Annotated in this window: 13 protein-coding genes; 3 read left to right on the top strand and 10 right to left on the bottom strand. The window is 70.4% G+C overall.

From position 1 onward, the window contains the following. Positions 1-12: 12 nt before the first annotated feature. Complete coding sequence (locus A6035_RS06710) at positions 13-378, bottom strand: RNA-binding S4 domain-containing protein (RefSeq protein ID WP_108847143.1); 366 nt, start codon at positions 376-378, stop codon at positions 13-15. Between the two features lie 318 nt (positions 379-696). After that, a complete protein-coding gene (locus A6035_RS06705; RefSeq protein ID WP_244192565.1) occupies positions 697-1626 on the bottom strand; it encodes a type IV toxin-antitoxin system AbiEi family antitoxin domain-containing protein in 930 nt (309 codons plus the stop codon). 444 nt (positions 1627-2070) lie between these two features. On the opposite strand from A6035_RS06705, the gene A6035_RS06700 reads away from it, so the two are divergent. Beyond that, positions 2071-2775: a nitroreductase gene (locus A6035_RS06700; RefSeq protein ID WP_108847141.1), complete on the top strand. Its 705-nt coding sequence runs from the start codon at positions 2071-2073 to the stop codon at positions 2773-2775. A 42-nt stretch (positions 2776-2817) separates the two neighbouring features. Here the strand turns inward: A6035_RS06700 and A6035_RS06695 are convergent, their stop codons facing one another. Both A6035_RS06695 and A6035_RS06690 read right to left on the bottom strand, forming a co-directional pair. Continuing rightward, on the bottom strand, positions 2818-3057 hold the full coding sequence (locus tag A6035_RS06695) for a hypothetical protein (RefSeq protein ID WP_108847140.1): 240 nt from the start codon (positions 3055-3057) through the stop codon (positions 2818-2820). Positions 3058-3061: 4 nt separating this feature from the next. Then, positions 3062-3736 (bottom strand): IMPACT family protein, encoded by a 675-nt coding sequence (locus A6035_RS06690; RefSeq protein ID WP_108847139.1) that lies wholly within the window; start codon positions 3734-3736, stop codon positions 3062-3064. Between the two features lie 140 nt (positions 3737-3876). Here A6035_RS06690 and treZ point away from each other — a divergent pair, with 140 nt between their 5' ends. Both treZ and A6035_RS06680 read left to right on the top strand, forming a co-directional pair. Then, the gene (treZ, locus tag A6035_RS06685) at positions 3877-5622 is read left to right on the top strand and encodes a malto-oligosyltrehalose trehalohydrolase (RefSeq protein ID WP_235026611.1); all 1746 of its coding nucleotides are present in this window, start codon (positions 3877-3879) and stop codon (positions 5620-5622) included. Positions 5623-5756: 134 nt separating this feature from the next. Further along, positions 5757-6143 carry a hypothetical protein gene (locus A6035_RS06680; RefSeq protein WP_108847137.1) on the top strand — a complete coding sequence of 129 codons (387 nt, stop codon included), beginning with the start codon at positions 5757-5759 and terminating at the stop codon, positions 6141-6143. Positions 6144-6299: 156 nt separating this feature from the next. Here the strand turns inward: A6035_RS06680 and ilvA are convergent, their stop codons facing one another. The 6 genes from ilvA to lspA form a co-directional block, all read right to left on the bottom strand. Beyond that, positions 6300-7580, bottom strand: coding sequence for a threonine ammonia-lyase IlvA (ilvA, locus tag A6035_RS06675; protein ID WP_108847136.1), 1281 nt, complete (start codon positions 7578-7580; stop codon positions 6300-6302). Between the two features lie 134 nt (positions 7581-7714). Further along, entirely contained in the window at positions 7715-11260 is a 3546-nt protein-coding gene (dnaE, locus tag A6035_RS06670; protein ID WP_108847135.1) for a DNA polymerase III subunit alpha, read from the bottom strand. A 35-nt stretch (positions 11261-11295) separates the two neighbouring features. Further along, positions 11296-12228 (bottom strand): EamA family transporter RarD, encoded by a 933-nt coding sequence (gene rarD, locus A6035_RS06665; RefSeq protein ID WP_108847134.1) that lies wholly within the window; start codon positions 12226-12228, stop codon positions 11296-11298. Beyond that, a complete protein-coding gene (locus tag A6035_RS06660; RefSeq protein ID WP_244192564.1) occupies positions 12225-13094 on the bottom strand; it encodes a hypothetical protein in 870 nt (289 codons plus the stop codon). Before A6035_RS06660 ends, rarD begins: the two co-directional genes overlap by 4 nt. Further along, on the bottom strand, positions 13091-14017 hold the full coding sequence (locus tag A6035_RS06655; protein ID WP_108847133.1) for an RluA family pseudouridine synthase: 927 nt from the start codon (positions 14015-14017) through the stop codon (positions 13091-13093). Before A6035_RS06655 ends, A6035_RS06660 begins: the two co-directional genes overlap by 4 nt. Next, a complete protein-coding gene (gene lspA, locus A6035_RS06650; protein ID WP_108847132.1) occupies positions 14010-14591 on the bottom strand; it encodes a signal peptidase II in 582 nt (193 codons plus the stop codon). Before lspA ends, A6035_RS06655 begins: the two co-directional genes overlap by 8 nt. Positions 14592-14633 lie beyond the last annotated feature (42 nt).

Here is a 14633-nt window from a genome sequence, read left to right as displayed (position 1 = left end):
GCGGACCCGGGTTCAGCCGCGGCCCAGCAGCCGGTCGGTCTCGCGCCGTTCGCGCTTAGTGGGTCGGCCCGCGCCGCGGTCCCGCCGCGGCTGCGAGGCCAGGACCTCCTTGGGCGGCGGCGGGGGCGAGTGGTCGATGTAGCACGTCGCGGCCACCGGGGCGCCGACCCGCTTACTCACCGTCTCGACCACCTCGAGGATGCGGATCCGGCCGAGCGCGCCCGTCACCTGGACCCGGTCGCCGGGCACGACGTTCTTCGACGGCTGCACCGCCTCGCCGTTGACCTTGACGTGGCCACCCCGACAGGCGGCCGCAGCCTTGGTCCGCGACGGGAACAGCCGCACCGACCACGTCCACGCGTCCACCCGCACACCCATGGCCCGAGGATAACCGCGCGGCGCCGGTCCACGCCTCTCTCGCAGAGCCCGGCTGGTGCCTCGCCGTGTCCCGTGGGGCCGACCGAGCGCGCCGCGGCGCCTACCAAGGGCGCTCGGAGCCTACCGAGCGCGCCGCGCAGCCTCCAAGTGCCCGCGCAGCCTCGGGACGGCGATTCGCCCTTCGATTGATGATCCGCCCCTCGGATTGCGATCCGCCCCTCGGATGACGATTTGCCCTCGGAGTTCCTAGGGCAGATCGATAACTGGAGGGCGGATCGACGTTCGCGGGGCGAATCGTGAGACGGTCAGCTGCCGGAATCAGGCGACGGCCGGGTACATCACGCACCGAAGGCGCTGCGCCAGTAGCCGGGGCCTGTCGAGATCCGCCCAGCGCCAGTGGAGCACCCGGTAGCCCAGAGCCATGAGCGCGGCATCGCGATCCTTCTCCACCCCCAGTCGGCGCCGGGCCTCTGCCGCGTCCGCGCCATCGAGGTACTTGCCGAAGCCGTCGCATTCGCCGATCAGACCGAGCTCCGGCCAGAGGAAGTCCACGCGAGCGACGAAGTGGCCGTGGGCATCGAAGATGTCGACCTGTGTCTGAGGCTCGGGGAGACCGTAGTCCTCGAAGATCAGGCGGCTGCGGGTCTCCGCGACGCTCTCGCTGCGGGCGTCGACTCGGGCCAGCGCGGCCCGCGCGCGTTTGACGCCGGACCTACCGGCCGCGCGGCTCAGCGCGTCGTCCACTGAGGCCGCGGTGACCGCCTCCGCCTTGAAGGCTGCGTCTGCGACCGCCACGCTCGCCGGTACTGCGCACGTCCTGGCCACGTCCACGATGGTGCGTTCTGGGCGGGTCACGCGAAGTCCGTCGACCACGTCGATGTCGTCTTCCGCCAGCGGGGTCACGTCATGCCTGGTCAGTCTGGTGGTACGGGATCTCTGGGCGTGCCCCACGCGGGACAACGACACGGTCCCGAGTGGCAGATCCCAGCCCGGCAACCCGAGGACGAGTGCTGCCGACCAGTGCGTGAACACCGGGCACCCGAGGGCGCGGTCCGCCGCCAGCACCATGAGCAGGTGCCGCTCCTCTCGCCCGAGCTCTCGCGTGGACCGCTCGACGTAGAAGCCGGGCCGCAGCCGGATCAGATCGCCCGAGGCGACTGCTCGACCGAGCGACTGGGTGCTGAAGCCGGCCGCCATCAACTGCTCAGTCGTGTGGAGAAGTGCTCGCAGGTCATCGAAAGTAGCCATGGCCAGATCCTCGGTGCTCATCGGGCCGGTTCCGGCTCATCCCGGTGCTCGACTCGCTCTCCTGTGGATCGCGGCGGCACCTGTGACTGCGTGCGGACAGCCGAGTGACCTGCCTGATCACCGCGGGCGGGGCGGCGAGTGGACGAGCTCCGGCCGGGCGAGCCGGAACCTCACGAGTCGCGCCCACGACGAGCGAAAGTCCCACCAGCGTGGACATCCAGCCGATGCCGCCGGCGTTCTGCCCCTCGGGTTGCGAGTTGCCCCAGGAGTTCCTAGGGCAGATGACGATCCGAGGGGCAGAACGTCGGCGGGCCAAGCCTGGCTGTCGGCGGACTGTCGGAGGGCCCAAACCGGGCCGTCCACGCCGGCTGGCCGCTCGCACCGCCGGCCGAGGCGTCGTGGGAGACTGGGATCACACTGCCCCGGAGCCCCCCTGGAGGACCTATGACCGACTCCGCCTCAATCGCCCCGGCCACACTCGACGCCGCCGCCACGCTCGAGCGGATCCTCGACGACCGCTACAGCTGCCGCGGGTTCACCTCGGAGCCGGTGCCGGAGGAGACGATCGAGCAGATCCTGCGGATGGCCCAGCGCACGGCGTCGTGGTGCAACTCGCAGGCCTGGCAGGTCGACCTCGTGACCGGGGACGCGACGGCCGCGTTCAGCAAGCACCTCACCGAACACGTGCTGGCCAACGACATGCGCTCGGACTTCCCGGCGCCCGAGCGGTACGACGGCGTCTACGGAGACCGTCGGCGGGCCAGTGGCTACGGCCTCTACACCGCGCTGGGCATCGAGCGGTCGGACCAGGAGGCGCGACTGCGCCAGATGCTGGAGAACTACCGCTTCTTCGGCGCCCCCCACGTCGCGGTCATCACCTCGGACGCGGGGCTGGGCACCTACGGAGCGGTCGACTGCGGCGGCTACGTGTCGACGTTCCTGGCCGCGGCCACCTCTCTGGGCGTGGCGACGTGCGCGCAGGCCGCGATCGCCCTGTACTCGGACGCGGTCCGCGAGCACCTGTCGATCCCGGACGACCGGCTCATCGTGTGCGGGATCGCGTTCGGCTACCCGGACGAGAACCACCCGGCCAACACGTTCCGCGCCGAGCGCGCGGACCTGGGCGACGTCGTGCGCCGCCACGGTTAACCTGCATCCAGCCGTTCGGGCCGGCGAGCGGCTGGCGACGGCTCAGTACAGCTCGCGCTTCTGGTCGGGCTTGCCGGAGATGGCCTTGCGGACCTTGTTGCCGTTGTAGATCGTCAGGATCCCGGCGATGATCGCCACCAGCGTGAAGAACGAGCTCGCGAACAACGCGATCGGCAGCGACACCACAGTCACACCCAGCGCAATCGCCGTGTTCCGCGCGTCCTTGCGGACCTGCTGCTTCTGGGCCTCGATCGAGTTCGGCTGGTAGGGCTGCATGCTCATACCGTCAGGATCCCACATTCCGGCGCGTCGCCGCGTCCTCGGTGGTGGCCACACCCGCCGCCTCCCACTCGACGCCCCCGGACGTGCGGGCGGCGAGGATCGGCCCGATCACGCCGAACTCCCCCGCCACCGTGAACCCGACACGACGGCCGTAGTCCACGTCGAGGATACGGACGCCGGCCGAGCGCAGGGCCGCCTCGAGTCCACCGGCGACGGAGTGGTCGACCGCGGCCGTCCACGCGGGGGTCCGGGTCACCTCCACGACGCGCCCGTCGCTCCACGCCTGCTCGACGGCATCGCTCACGGCGGCGGAGTAGGCGCGGGCGAGGCCGCCGGTGCCGAGTCTGGTGCCACCGAACCACCGGACGACCACCGCGCACACGCCGGTCAGCCCGCTTCCCCGCAGGACGTCCAGCATGGGTGTCCCGGCGGTGCCGGACGGCTCGCCGTCGTCGTTGGTCCGCTCGATCGGGCCGGCCCCGGGGTCGCCCACGATGAAGGCACTGCAGTGGTGGCGAGCCGCCGGATGCGCGGAGCGGAGGTCGGCGATCAGTGCGCGGGCGTCCTCCTCGTCGTCGCACCGTCTCAACACCGCCACGAACCTGGAGCGCTTCTCCTCGTACTCCCCCGTCACGTCCGGTCCGGCGGAGAGCCTGAGCACTGGCGGCGATGCGGTCATGACCCCAGTATCGCGCCCGGTGGCGGTGACGCGGCGCGGCGGTCGGACCCGACCCCTCCCCGCGGGCACCGGTTTTCCCTACTCTGGGCGGTGTGACCTCACCGAGCGAATCGACCTCGACCACAGCCACCAGCGCCGACATGTTCTCCGTCTGGGCGCCGGAGGCACGCGCGGTCGGGCTGGTCCTGGACTCCCCTGACGCCGATCCGGTCCCGATGCGGCGCGCCGCGGACGGCTGGTGGACGTGCGGCGTCCCCCGGGAACAGGGCAGGGACTACGGGTTCGTGGTGACAGGCGACGACGACGAGGTCGGCCCCCCACGTCCCGACCCGCGGTCGACGCGTCAGCCGGACGGGGTCCACGGGCTGTCGCGGGTCCACCGCGTAGACCCGTCCCGCTGGACGGACGCGGCGTGGACCGGCCGGCAACTGGCCGGGTCGGTGATCTACGAGATGCACGTGGGCACCTTCTCGCCCGACGGGACGCTGATCAGTGCGATCGAGCACCTCGACGAGCTGGTCGAGCTGGGCGTGGACATGGTCGAGGTGATGCCGCTCAACGCGTTCAACGGCGAGTACGGCTGGGGCTATGACGGCGTGGCGTGGTTCGCCGTGCACGAGCCCTACGGCGGGCCCGACGCGTTCCAGCAGTTCGTGGACGCCTGCCACGCGCGTGGTCTGGCGGTGTGCCTGGACGTGGTCTACAACCATCTGGGTCCGTCGGGGAACTATCTGCCGGAGTTCGGGCCGTACCTGTCGTCGGCCGACGGGCCGTGGGGATCGGGGCTTAACCTCGACGGCGAGCACTCGGGCGAGGTGCGGAGCTACATCATCGACAACGCGCTGCGCTGGTTCGACGAGTTCCACGTCGACGCGCTGCGCCTCGATGCCGTGCACGCGTTGCACGATGCGTCGGCCGTGCACCTGCTGGAGCAGTTGACGGTGGAGGTCGAGTCGCTGTCCACCCATCTCGGGCGGCCGTTGTCGCTGGTGGCGGAGTCGGATCAGAACGACCCGCGGCTGGTCACCGCGCGCGAGGCCGGCGGGTACGGGCTGGACGGGCAGTGGGACGACGACGTGCACCACGCCGTCCACGCCGCCGTCTCCGGCGAGCGGCAGGGCTACTACGTGGACTACGGGTCGCTCGAGTCGCTGCAGCAGGTGCTCACGGGCGCGTTCCTGCACGCGGGAACCTATTCGTCCTTCCGGGGTCGTGTGCACGGGCGGCCGCTGGACGTGAACCGGGTGCCGGGCAGTCGGTTCGTCGCCTACACGCTGACCCACGACCAGGTGGGTAATCGCGCGGCCGGTGATCGCCCATCGATGAATCTGACGCCGCAGCAGCAGCTGGCCAAGGCCGCGATCGTGCTGTGTTCGCCGTTCACCCCGATGTTGTTCCAGGGCGAGGAGTGGGGTGCGCGGACGCCGTTCTGCTTCTTCACCTCGCATCTCGAGCCGGAGCTGGCCGAGGCGGTGCGGCAGGGACGGACGCGCGAGTTCGCGGCGATGGGTTGGGATCCCGACACGGTGGCGGACCCGCAGGATCCGGAGACGTTCCGCCGCTCGGTGCTCGACCGCACGGAGCAGACCCGCGACGAGCACGCCGAGATCCTGCGCGTCTACCGCGCGCTGATCGCCCTGCGTAATGCCGAGCCCGAGCTCAGCGATCCGTGGCTGGCGCCGGTCCGAGTGGAGTCCGGTGTCGAGGCCGACGATGACCGCTGGCTGGTGGTCCATCGGGGATCATTGGCGCTGGTGGTGAACCTGGGCACCGAACCGTGCCGGGTCCCGCTGGCCGCGGACGCGGTGTTCGCCTCGGGCGCGGTGGCCGACGCGGACTCGGTGTTCTGCCAGGCGTTCGGGTTCGCGGTGGTGCGGACCCGCTGACGCGCGGGGCCGCCCACATACCGGCGGAATCGAATCCCCGTTCGCTTCGCTCGGTTATTTAGCCTGGTAGAGCTAGTTTTCCACGTCCGCTCAGGTAGGCGGAAATGTGTTGGCAATCACGCGACGCGATTGCAATGTTGGCGTCGCTCCCGGACTCAGGGCACAAGCCCTCGCGAGGGGCCGGGGGCGCAGTACGCCACAGGGGCTCGGTCGAGGGATCCCTGACCGGCGAGGGCGGGGCCGACACCGACAGCGCCGGTTCTATCGCGGGTCTTCTGGACTCGGGTTCCATCGCGACCGCGGTCGCGGCCGCCCAGGGATCGTCCGGCTCGATCGGCGATCTCGCCGGCGTCATCGACCCGGACGGATTCGGGGAAGTGATCAGCGGGTCGATCGAGTCGGCATCCGACGACGAGGAAGGCGGTCTCACCGGCTCGCTGGGTGAGATCCCCGAGGGGTCGATCGCGGGTCTTTTCGAGACCATCGGCGGCGCCGGGGGCTCGGCCGCTCCGGCAGAGTGACCTCGGAGAACTCGCCGCTCAACTGAGATCTGGCCCGACCCGGGGGCCCCTTTCCGGGCCGGAGGCCCCTGCTGGACGAGCGCTTGTCCAGCAGGGGCCTCCTCGTCTTCACGGGACCGACGGCTCGAACCATGCCGCCCGCCCGTTCAGGTCAGGTCAGGTCAGGTACTCGTACGCAGCGGTACCGGGCTCGAGGCGCTCGCAGTCGATGCGGGAGGCGCCCATGCGCTCGAGCAGCGAGTGTAGGCCGGTGGCCGACCCGAGCTCGATGCCCACGAGCGCCGCGCCGAACTCGCGGTTGTTGCGCTTGAGGTACTCGAACAGCGTGATGTCGTCCTCGGGCCCCAGGACCTCGTCGAGGAAGCGACGCAGTTGGCCCGGCTCCTGCGGGAACTTCACCAGGAAGTAGTGCTTCAAACCCTTGTGGACGAGGGACCGCTCGATGATCTCGCTGTACCGCGAGACGTCGTTGTTCCCGCCCGAGACGATGCAGACGACAGTGGCGCCTTCGTCGATGTCGAGCTGGTGGAGGGCCGTCACCGCCAGCGCGCCGGCGGGCTCGCAGATGATCCCCTCGTTCTGGTACAGCTCCAACATCTCGGTGCACACCGCGCCCTCGTCCACCGTGAGGACCTGGATCCTCTCGGTCATCGAGGAGATGACGCCGAACGGGAAGTCACCGAGCCGGGCGACGGAGGCGCCGTCGACGAACGTGTCGACCTTGTCCAGGGTGACGGGCTCCCCCGCTTCCAGTGCCCTCGTCAGCGACGGGGCACCGGCGGGCTCGACGGCGATGATCTTGCAGTCCGGCGCATACTCGGCCAGATAGGTCGCGATGCCGCCGGCCAGCCCGCCGCCGCCGACCGGCACCACCACGGCGTCGGGGACCTCGTCGAGCTGCGCGAGGATCTCGGCGGCGATCGTGCCCTGCCCGGCCATCGTGTCAGGGTGATCGAACGGCGGCACCATCGTCGCCCCGGTGCGCTTCGCGTCCGCGCGGGCCGCGGACTGGGCGGCGTCGAAGTTCGTGCCGGTCACGACGAGCTCGACCCAGCTGCGGCCGTGGGCGAGAATCCTGTCGCGCTTCTGCTTGGGCGTGTTGGTCGGCACGTAGATGCGGCCGTTGATACCCAGTACCCGGCAGGCGAACGCCACCCCCTGGGCGTGGTTCCCGGCGCTGGCGGTGACCACGCCCGCGCTGCGCTCGTCGCCGGTCAGCTGCGCCATGAGGTTGTAGGCGCCGCGGATCTTGTAGGAACGGACCGCCTGCTGGTCCTCCCGCTTGAGCAGGATGCGCGCGCCGGTCTGCTCGCTGAGCCGCTCGCTGGCCTGCAGGTCGGTCGACCGGATGACGTCGCCGATCCGGCGGGCTGCGGCGTCGATGTCGTCGGTGGTCACGACCTGGGCGGGCGCGGGTTCGGTGGCGGTCACAACCATCAGTGTCCCACCGTCCTTACGATCACCGCCAACCGGTCGCCGCGTGCGCCACGACGCGGCGTCAGCCCGCGAGACAAGCGTGCGCCGCGGCGCGCGGCCGCCCGGCGAGGCACGCGTGCGCCGGGCGGCCGCGGTCAGCCCGCGAGGCAGCCGGCGCCGAGTAGCGCCTTGAGGTCTCCCATGAGGGAGGACGACGTCTCGACCCGCAGTTGGTCGTCGAGCCGCAGGACGGTCGAGGAATTGCCGTTGACGAGCCGCAGGTGCACGTCCGAGGGGCCGGGGTGGCGGACCAGGACCTGCTTGAGCGCCGTGACGGTCTCGATGGTGCACATCCGCGTCTGCAGCGTCAGCGCGAGGGGCGCACCGTTGCCGCCGACGACCAGGTCCGGCACCTCGAGGGTGTCGCCGAAGACCGACACGCGGTCCTCACGGATGTTGATCCTCGCCTTGACCAGCACGACCGCGTCCTCGGCGATGTCCAGAGCCGCGATCCGGTAGGTCTTGGGGAAGAACAGCACCTCGACGCTGCCGTTGAAGTCCTCGATCGTCACGATCGCCCACGGCTCGCCGTTCTTGTTGACCCGTCGGTCCACGCCGGAGATGATCCCGCCGATCGTCACGGCGGTGCCGTGGGCCAGCTCGCCCTCGTGGATCGTGGCGATGTTCGTGTCGGTCTTGGCCTCCAGTGCGGCCTCGAGCCCGTCGAGCGGGTGGCCGGACACGTACAGGCCCAGCATCTCGCGCTCGAGGGCCAGCTTCTGCTTGGTGTCCCACTCCTCATCGGGCACGCGGACGGCGAACACGTCACCGAAGCCGGTGTCGGCCGCGGTGTCGTCTCCCCCACCGAAGAGGTCGAACTGGCCGACGGCCTCGGCCTTCTTGGTGGACATCACCGATTCGACCGCGTCGGCGTGGACGAGGAACAGCCCCTTTCGCGGATGGCCGAGCGAATCGAAGGCACCGGCCTTGATGAGCGACTCGGTGACCTTCTTGGTGCAGGCGGTCTGATCGATCTTGGCGAGGTAGTCCGAGAAGTCGGTGAACTCGCCCTTGGCCTCGCGTGCGGCGACGATCGAGTCCACGACCTGGGCGCCGACGTTGCGCACGGCACCGAGGCCGAACCGGATGTCCTTGCCGACGGAGGCGAAGTTGGTCAGCGACTCGTTGACCGACGGGGGGAGCACCCTGATGCCCATCTGCCGGCAGTTGGAGAGGTACAGGGCGGCCTTGTCCTTGTCGTCACCGACGGAGGTGAGCAGTGCGGCCATGTACTCGGCCGGGTAGTTGGCCTTGAGGTAGCCGGTCCAGAAGGACACGAGGCCGTAGCCGGCGGCGTGGGACTTGTTAAACGCGTACGAGGCGAAGGGCTCGATGGTGCCCCACAGCGCGTCGACGGCGTCCTTGGAGAACCCGCGCTCGAACATGCCGCCCGAGAACTTCTCGTACTCCGCGGCCAGGACCTCGGCCTTCTTCTTGCCCATGGCCTTACGGAAGCCGTCGGCCTCACCGGCCGTGTATCCCGCGAGCTCGCGGGAGATGGCCATGATCTGCTCCTGGTAGACGATCAGGCCGTGGGTCTCCCCGAGGATCTCCTTGAGCGGCTCCTCCAGCTCGGGGTGGATGGGCACCAGTTCCTGCTTGCCGTTCTTACGGTCGGCGTAGTTCCAGTGCGTCCCCATGCCCATGGGGCCGGGTCGGTACAGGGCGAGGGCGGCGACGATGTCGTTGAAGCCGGTGGGCTTCATCCGCTTGAGCAGCTCGCGCATGCCGCCGGAGTCGAGCTGGAAAACGCCCAGGGTGTCACCGCGGGCGAGCAGGTCGTACGTGGCCTGGTCGTCCGTGCTCAGCGTGTCGAGGTCGATCTCCTCGCCGCGGTTGAGCTTGATGTTCTCCAGGCAGTCGCCGATCACGGTGAGGTTGCGCAGGCCCAGGAAGTCCATCTTGAGCAGGCCGATGTCCTCACACGACGGGTAGTCCCAGCCGGTGATGATGGCGCCGTCCTGCACGCGCTTCCACATGGGGATCACGTCGAGCAGTGGCTCGGAGGACATGATCACCGCACACGCGTGGACGCCGGCCTGACGGACCATGCCCTCGAGCCCGCGGGCCGTGTCGTAGATCCGCTTGACGTCGGGGTCGGTCTCGAGGAGCTGGCGCACCTCGGCGGCCTCGCCGTACCGCTCGTGCTTGGGGTCGGTGATGCCGGACAGCGGGATGTCCTTGGCCATGATCGCGGGCGGCAGCGCCTTGGTGATGCGGTCGGCGATCGCGTAGCCGGGCTGGCCGAAGTTGACGCGGGCGGCGTCCTTGATGGCCGCCTTGGTCTTGATGGTGCCGAAGGTGATGACCTGGGCGATCTTGTCAGCGCCCCATTTGTCAGAGGCGTAACGGATCATCTCGCCGCGACGCCGGTCGTCGAAGTCGATATCGATATCGGGCGCGGACGGCCGCTCGGGGTTGAGGAACCTCTCGAACAGCAGGCCGTGCTCGATGGGGTCGATGTTGGTGATCTTGAGCGCGTACGCCACCAGCGCGCCGGCGGCGGAGCCTCGGCCGGGGCCGACCTTGATGCCGATCGAGCGGGCGTGCTCGATGAGGTCGCCGACCACGAGGAAGTAGCCGGGGTAGCCCTTGCCCTTGATGACCTCGAGCTCGAAGTTCGCGCGCTCGATGTACTCCTGCGGCACGCCGTCCGGGAAGCGCCACTGCAGGCCCTTGTGGACCTCCTTGGCCAGCCAGGTGTCCTCCGTCTCGCCCTCGGGGACGGGGAACTTGGGCATCCGGTCACGGGGGGTCCAGATGTCGTCGTACGGCTGGACGCGCTCGGCGATCCACAGTGTGTTGTCGCAGGCTCCGGGGACCTCGGAGTCCCACTGCGCGCGCATCTCCTGGGCGGACTTGAGGAAGTAGCCGTCGCCGTCGAACTTGAAGCGGTTCTCGTCGGCGAGGGTCTTGCCGGTCTGCACGCAGAGCATGGCCTCGTGGGCGTGGGCCTGCTCGCGGGTGACGTAGTGGCAGTCGTTGGTCACGAGCGGCGGCATGCCCAGGTCCCTACCGAGCTTGAGCAGGTCTTCCCGGACCCGCCGCTCGATGTCGATCCCGTGGTCCATGAGCTCGAGGAAGAAGTTGTCCTTGCCGAAGATCGACTGCCACTTCTCGGCGGCCTCGTAGGCCTCCTTGACGTGTCCGAGGCGCAGACGGGTCTGGATCTCGCCGGAGGGGCAGCCGGAGGTGGCGATGATCCCCTCGGAGTACTCGGCGAGGATCTCGGCGTCCATGCGCGCCCACTTGCCCAGCTGTCCCTCGTACGAGGCCAGCGAGGACAGCCGGAACAGGTTGCGCAGGCCGGTGGCGTTCTCGGCGACCATCGTCATGTGCGTGTAGGCGCCCGAGCCGGCGACGTCGTCGCTCTTCTGGTGCTTCTCGCCCCACAGGATGCGCTTCTTCTCGAACCGCGACTCGGGGGCGACGTACGCCTCGATCCCGATGATGGGCTTGACCCCGGCCTTCTTGGCCTGCTTGTAGAAGTCCGAGGCGCCGTACATGTTGCCGTGGTCGGTCATCCCGACGGCCGGCATGCCGAGACGCGACGCCTCCGCGAACAGCGGCTCGATCTGCGCCATCCCGTCGAGCATCGAGAACTCGGTGTGATTGTGCAGATGCACGAACTGATCGCCCACGAAAGCACTCCTCCTACGGACTCGTCCGCCACAGTCTAGGTCGGATCACCGACAGTCCTCGAACCCCCAGGACGGGCCGCGCGCGGCGTGCGACCGGCCAGCGTGAACGCGATGACGGCGGTCCAGATGAGCGCGAAGCCCACCCACTGGACGGCGTCGAGTCGCTCGCCCACGACGAGCAGTCCCCACGCCATCTGCAGCACCGGGACGATGTACTGCAGCATGCCCACGGTGGCCAGGGGGATGCGCTGCGCGGCGACGGCGAACAGCAGCAGCGGCACCACGGTGACCAGGCCGGAGGCGGCCAGCAGCGCGGAGTGCCCCGCACCGTGCCCGGTGAAGGTGCCCGCGTCGGTGACCCCCGGCCAGACGAGGAACGCCACCGCGACGGGCGTCGTGACCGCCACCTCGCCGAGCATCCCGGTCACCGGGTCCACGCGCAGCTTTTTCTTGAACACGCCGTACAGGCCGAAACTCACCGCGAGGATCACCGACAGGTACGGGAAGTGACCGTATCCGGCGGTGAGGACGCCGACTGCGACGACGGCGAGGGCCACCGCGAGCCACTGTGGGCGGGTGAGGCGTTCGCGGAAGACGATCACGCCCAGCAGCACGCTGACCAGCGGGTTGATGGTGTATCCCAGGGCGGCCTCGGTGACCCGCTCGGAGTTGACCGCGTACACGTAGACGCCCCAGTTGGCCGAGACGAAGACGGCCGCACCCCCGATGCGGGCCCAGGAGGTACGGTCCACGGCGCGCACCCGCCCCCAGCCGCGCAGCAGCGTGACCACGATCGCCATGACGACGAACGACCACACGATCCGGTGGGCGAGGATCTCGACCGCCCCGGCGGGCTCGAGCAGCGGGAAGAAGGCGGGGAAGAACCCCCACAGCGTGTATGCCGCGACACCGGCCGCCATGCCGACGACGACCGTCCTGTCCTTCTCCCCTGCCGCCTCACCGTTCACCGGCGCAACCCTAGCCCCGGCCGCCCGCGGTGGCCGGTCAGGCGGGGGGGTACGGGGGCGTCGTCCGGGAGCGGCAGGGCGGCGTCGACCTGCTGCGGCAGCAGGGGCCGGACGGCGAAGCGCTCGTAGACCGCGTCGGGCGGCAGTGCCTCCACCACCCGCACTCCCGGAGCATCGGCCACCGCGCGCAGCTGTCCGGTCGTGCCGCGCACGAGCAGGCCGATGATCGCGGGCTCCCCCGCCCGGATGCGGGACGCGGTGAGCGCGGCGGCCGCGGCGGCCCGGTCGGTCGGGGCCGGCGCCGTGTCCGGGTCGAGGGCAGGGTCGATGGCGGAGCCCCCGGGCGTGGCGGGCGAGGCCGTCGCCCCCGGGTCCAGCCGCGCAGTCACCTGCTCGAGGCCCCGGCCGAACACGGCCTCGCGCCCGGTCTCCCCCGCCACCGGCTCGGCGAGCGCCACGCCGGCGACGGGCATCGCGACGCCCTCGACCGGCACCTGCACGGACAGCCCCGAGACGCGCGGCAGACCCCGCACCGCGCCGGCGGCCTCGGCGACCGACCACGCCTCACCCGCGCTCACGAGGGCCCAGCGGTGGGCGTCGGGGGCGGGGGCGCGGCCCTCGTCGTCGTCGCCGTCGTCACCCGGTCCCCCCGGGACGTCCGGCCCGCCGCCCACGGTGACCAGTGAGGCGGCCGCGCGCTCAAGGTAGTCACCGACGCGCTCGCCGGGGTCGGGTCCCAGGGCGTCGCTCATCACCCCCGGAGTACGCGGGAGCTCGGTGCGCAGCGCGGTGAGGATCGTCACCAGCGCCAGGACGATCACCACCCCCACGCCGGCGGCCCGCAGCAGCCGCGTGGCGCCGGTCATGCGTCGCGGAGGACGTCGATCGCGTGCTGCAGGTCGTCGGGGTACCGGCTCGTGAAGTCCACGCGCGCCCCCGTGCCCGGATGTTCGAAGCCCAGGCCCACGGCGTGCAGCCACTGCCGCTCGAGCCCCAGACGCCGCGCGAGGACCGGGTCCGCGCCGTACGTGAGGTCGCCCGCACACGGGTGGTGCAGCGCCGAGAAGTGCACGCGGATCTGATGAGTGCGACCGGTTTCGAGCTTCACCTCGACCAGCGTCGCCGACTGGTGCGCCTCGAGGGTGTCGTAGTGCGTGATCGACGGCTTGCCGTCGGAGGTGACCGCGAAACGCCAGTCGTTCGAGGTGTGCCGACCGATGGGCGCGTCGATCGTCCCCGAGAGCGGGTCCGGGTGGCCCTGCACCAGGGCGTGGTAGGTCTTGTCGACGGTCCGGTCGCGGAAGGCCCGCTTGAGCAGTGTGTACGCCCGCTCCGACGCCGCCACCACCATGAGGCCCGAGGTGCCCACGTCGAGGCGGTGGACGATCCCCTTGCGCTCCGGCGGGCCGGAGGTGGAGATGCGGTACCCGGCGGCAGCCAGGCCGCCGATCACCGTGGGACCGGTCCAGCCGACCGAGGCGTGCGCCGCGACGCCGACGGGCTTGTCGACGACGACGATGTCCGCGTCCGAGTAGATGACCGCCATCCCCTCGACCGGCTCGGCGACCACGGCCGGCTCGGCCCGCGGCTCCGGCATCTCGACCTCGATCCAGGACATCCCGGTGAGCTTGTCGGACTTGCCCACCGTGCGGCCGTCGAGCAGGACCTTGCCCTCCCCGGCGAGATCCGCCACCGCGGTGCGCGAGATGCCCAAAAGCCGCGAGACACCGGCGTCGACGCGCATGCCGTCGAGGCCGTCCGGCACGGGGAAGGTCCGGAGCTCACCCATCGGCCGCGTCCTCCTCCGACACGCGCGAGCCGTCGAAGTCGATGTTGCGCAGCACCGCCACGGCCACCACGATCACGCCGGCGACCAGGCACGAATCCGCGACGTTGAACACCGGCCACCAGCCCACGGACATGAAGTCCACGACGTGGCCCTGCAGGATCCCGGGCGCCCGGAAGTAGCGGTCCACGAGGTTGCCGGCGGCGCCACCGAGGATGAGGCCGAGGCCCCACGCCCACCACGTCGAGTGGACGCGGCGGGAGAACCACAGCAGCCCCAGCACCACGACGGTGGCGACGATGCTGAGCACGACAGTCGACTCCGTGCCCATCGAGAACGCGGCACCCGGATTGCGCAGCAGCACCAACCGCACCGTGTCACCCACGAGCTCGATCGGGCGGGCGTTCTCCAGGTTGACCACGGCGAGCACCTTGGTGACCTGATCGACCAGGATCACCACCGCAGCGATCGCCAGCATGACCGCCGGCCCGGCGCGGAAGTACCCGGGCGCGGTGGCCCGAGGTCCGGGTGTGCTCGCTCCCGCGGCGTCAGGCCGCGTGCCGTCGGTCTCCGTCATGCCGCCCAGTATCCCTGATGACGTCGCCGGCCCGGCGGCTGC

Origin of the sequence: Dietzia lutea, assembly GCF_003096075.1 — a bacterium.
GTDB lineage: Bacteria > Actinomycetota > Actinomycetes > Mycobacteriales > Mycobacteriaceae > Dietzia > Dietzia lutea.
The sequence above is the reverse complement of the archived record's forward strand: the minus strand, read 5'-3'. Positions and strand labels throughout refer to the sequence as shown.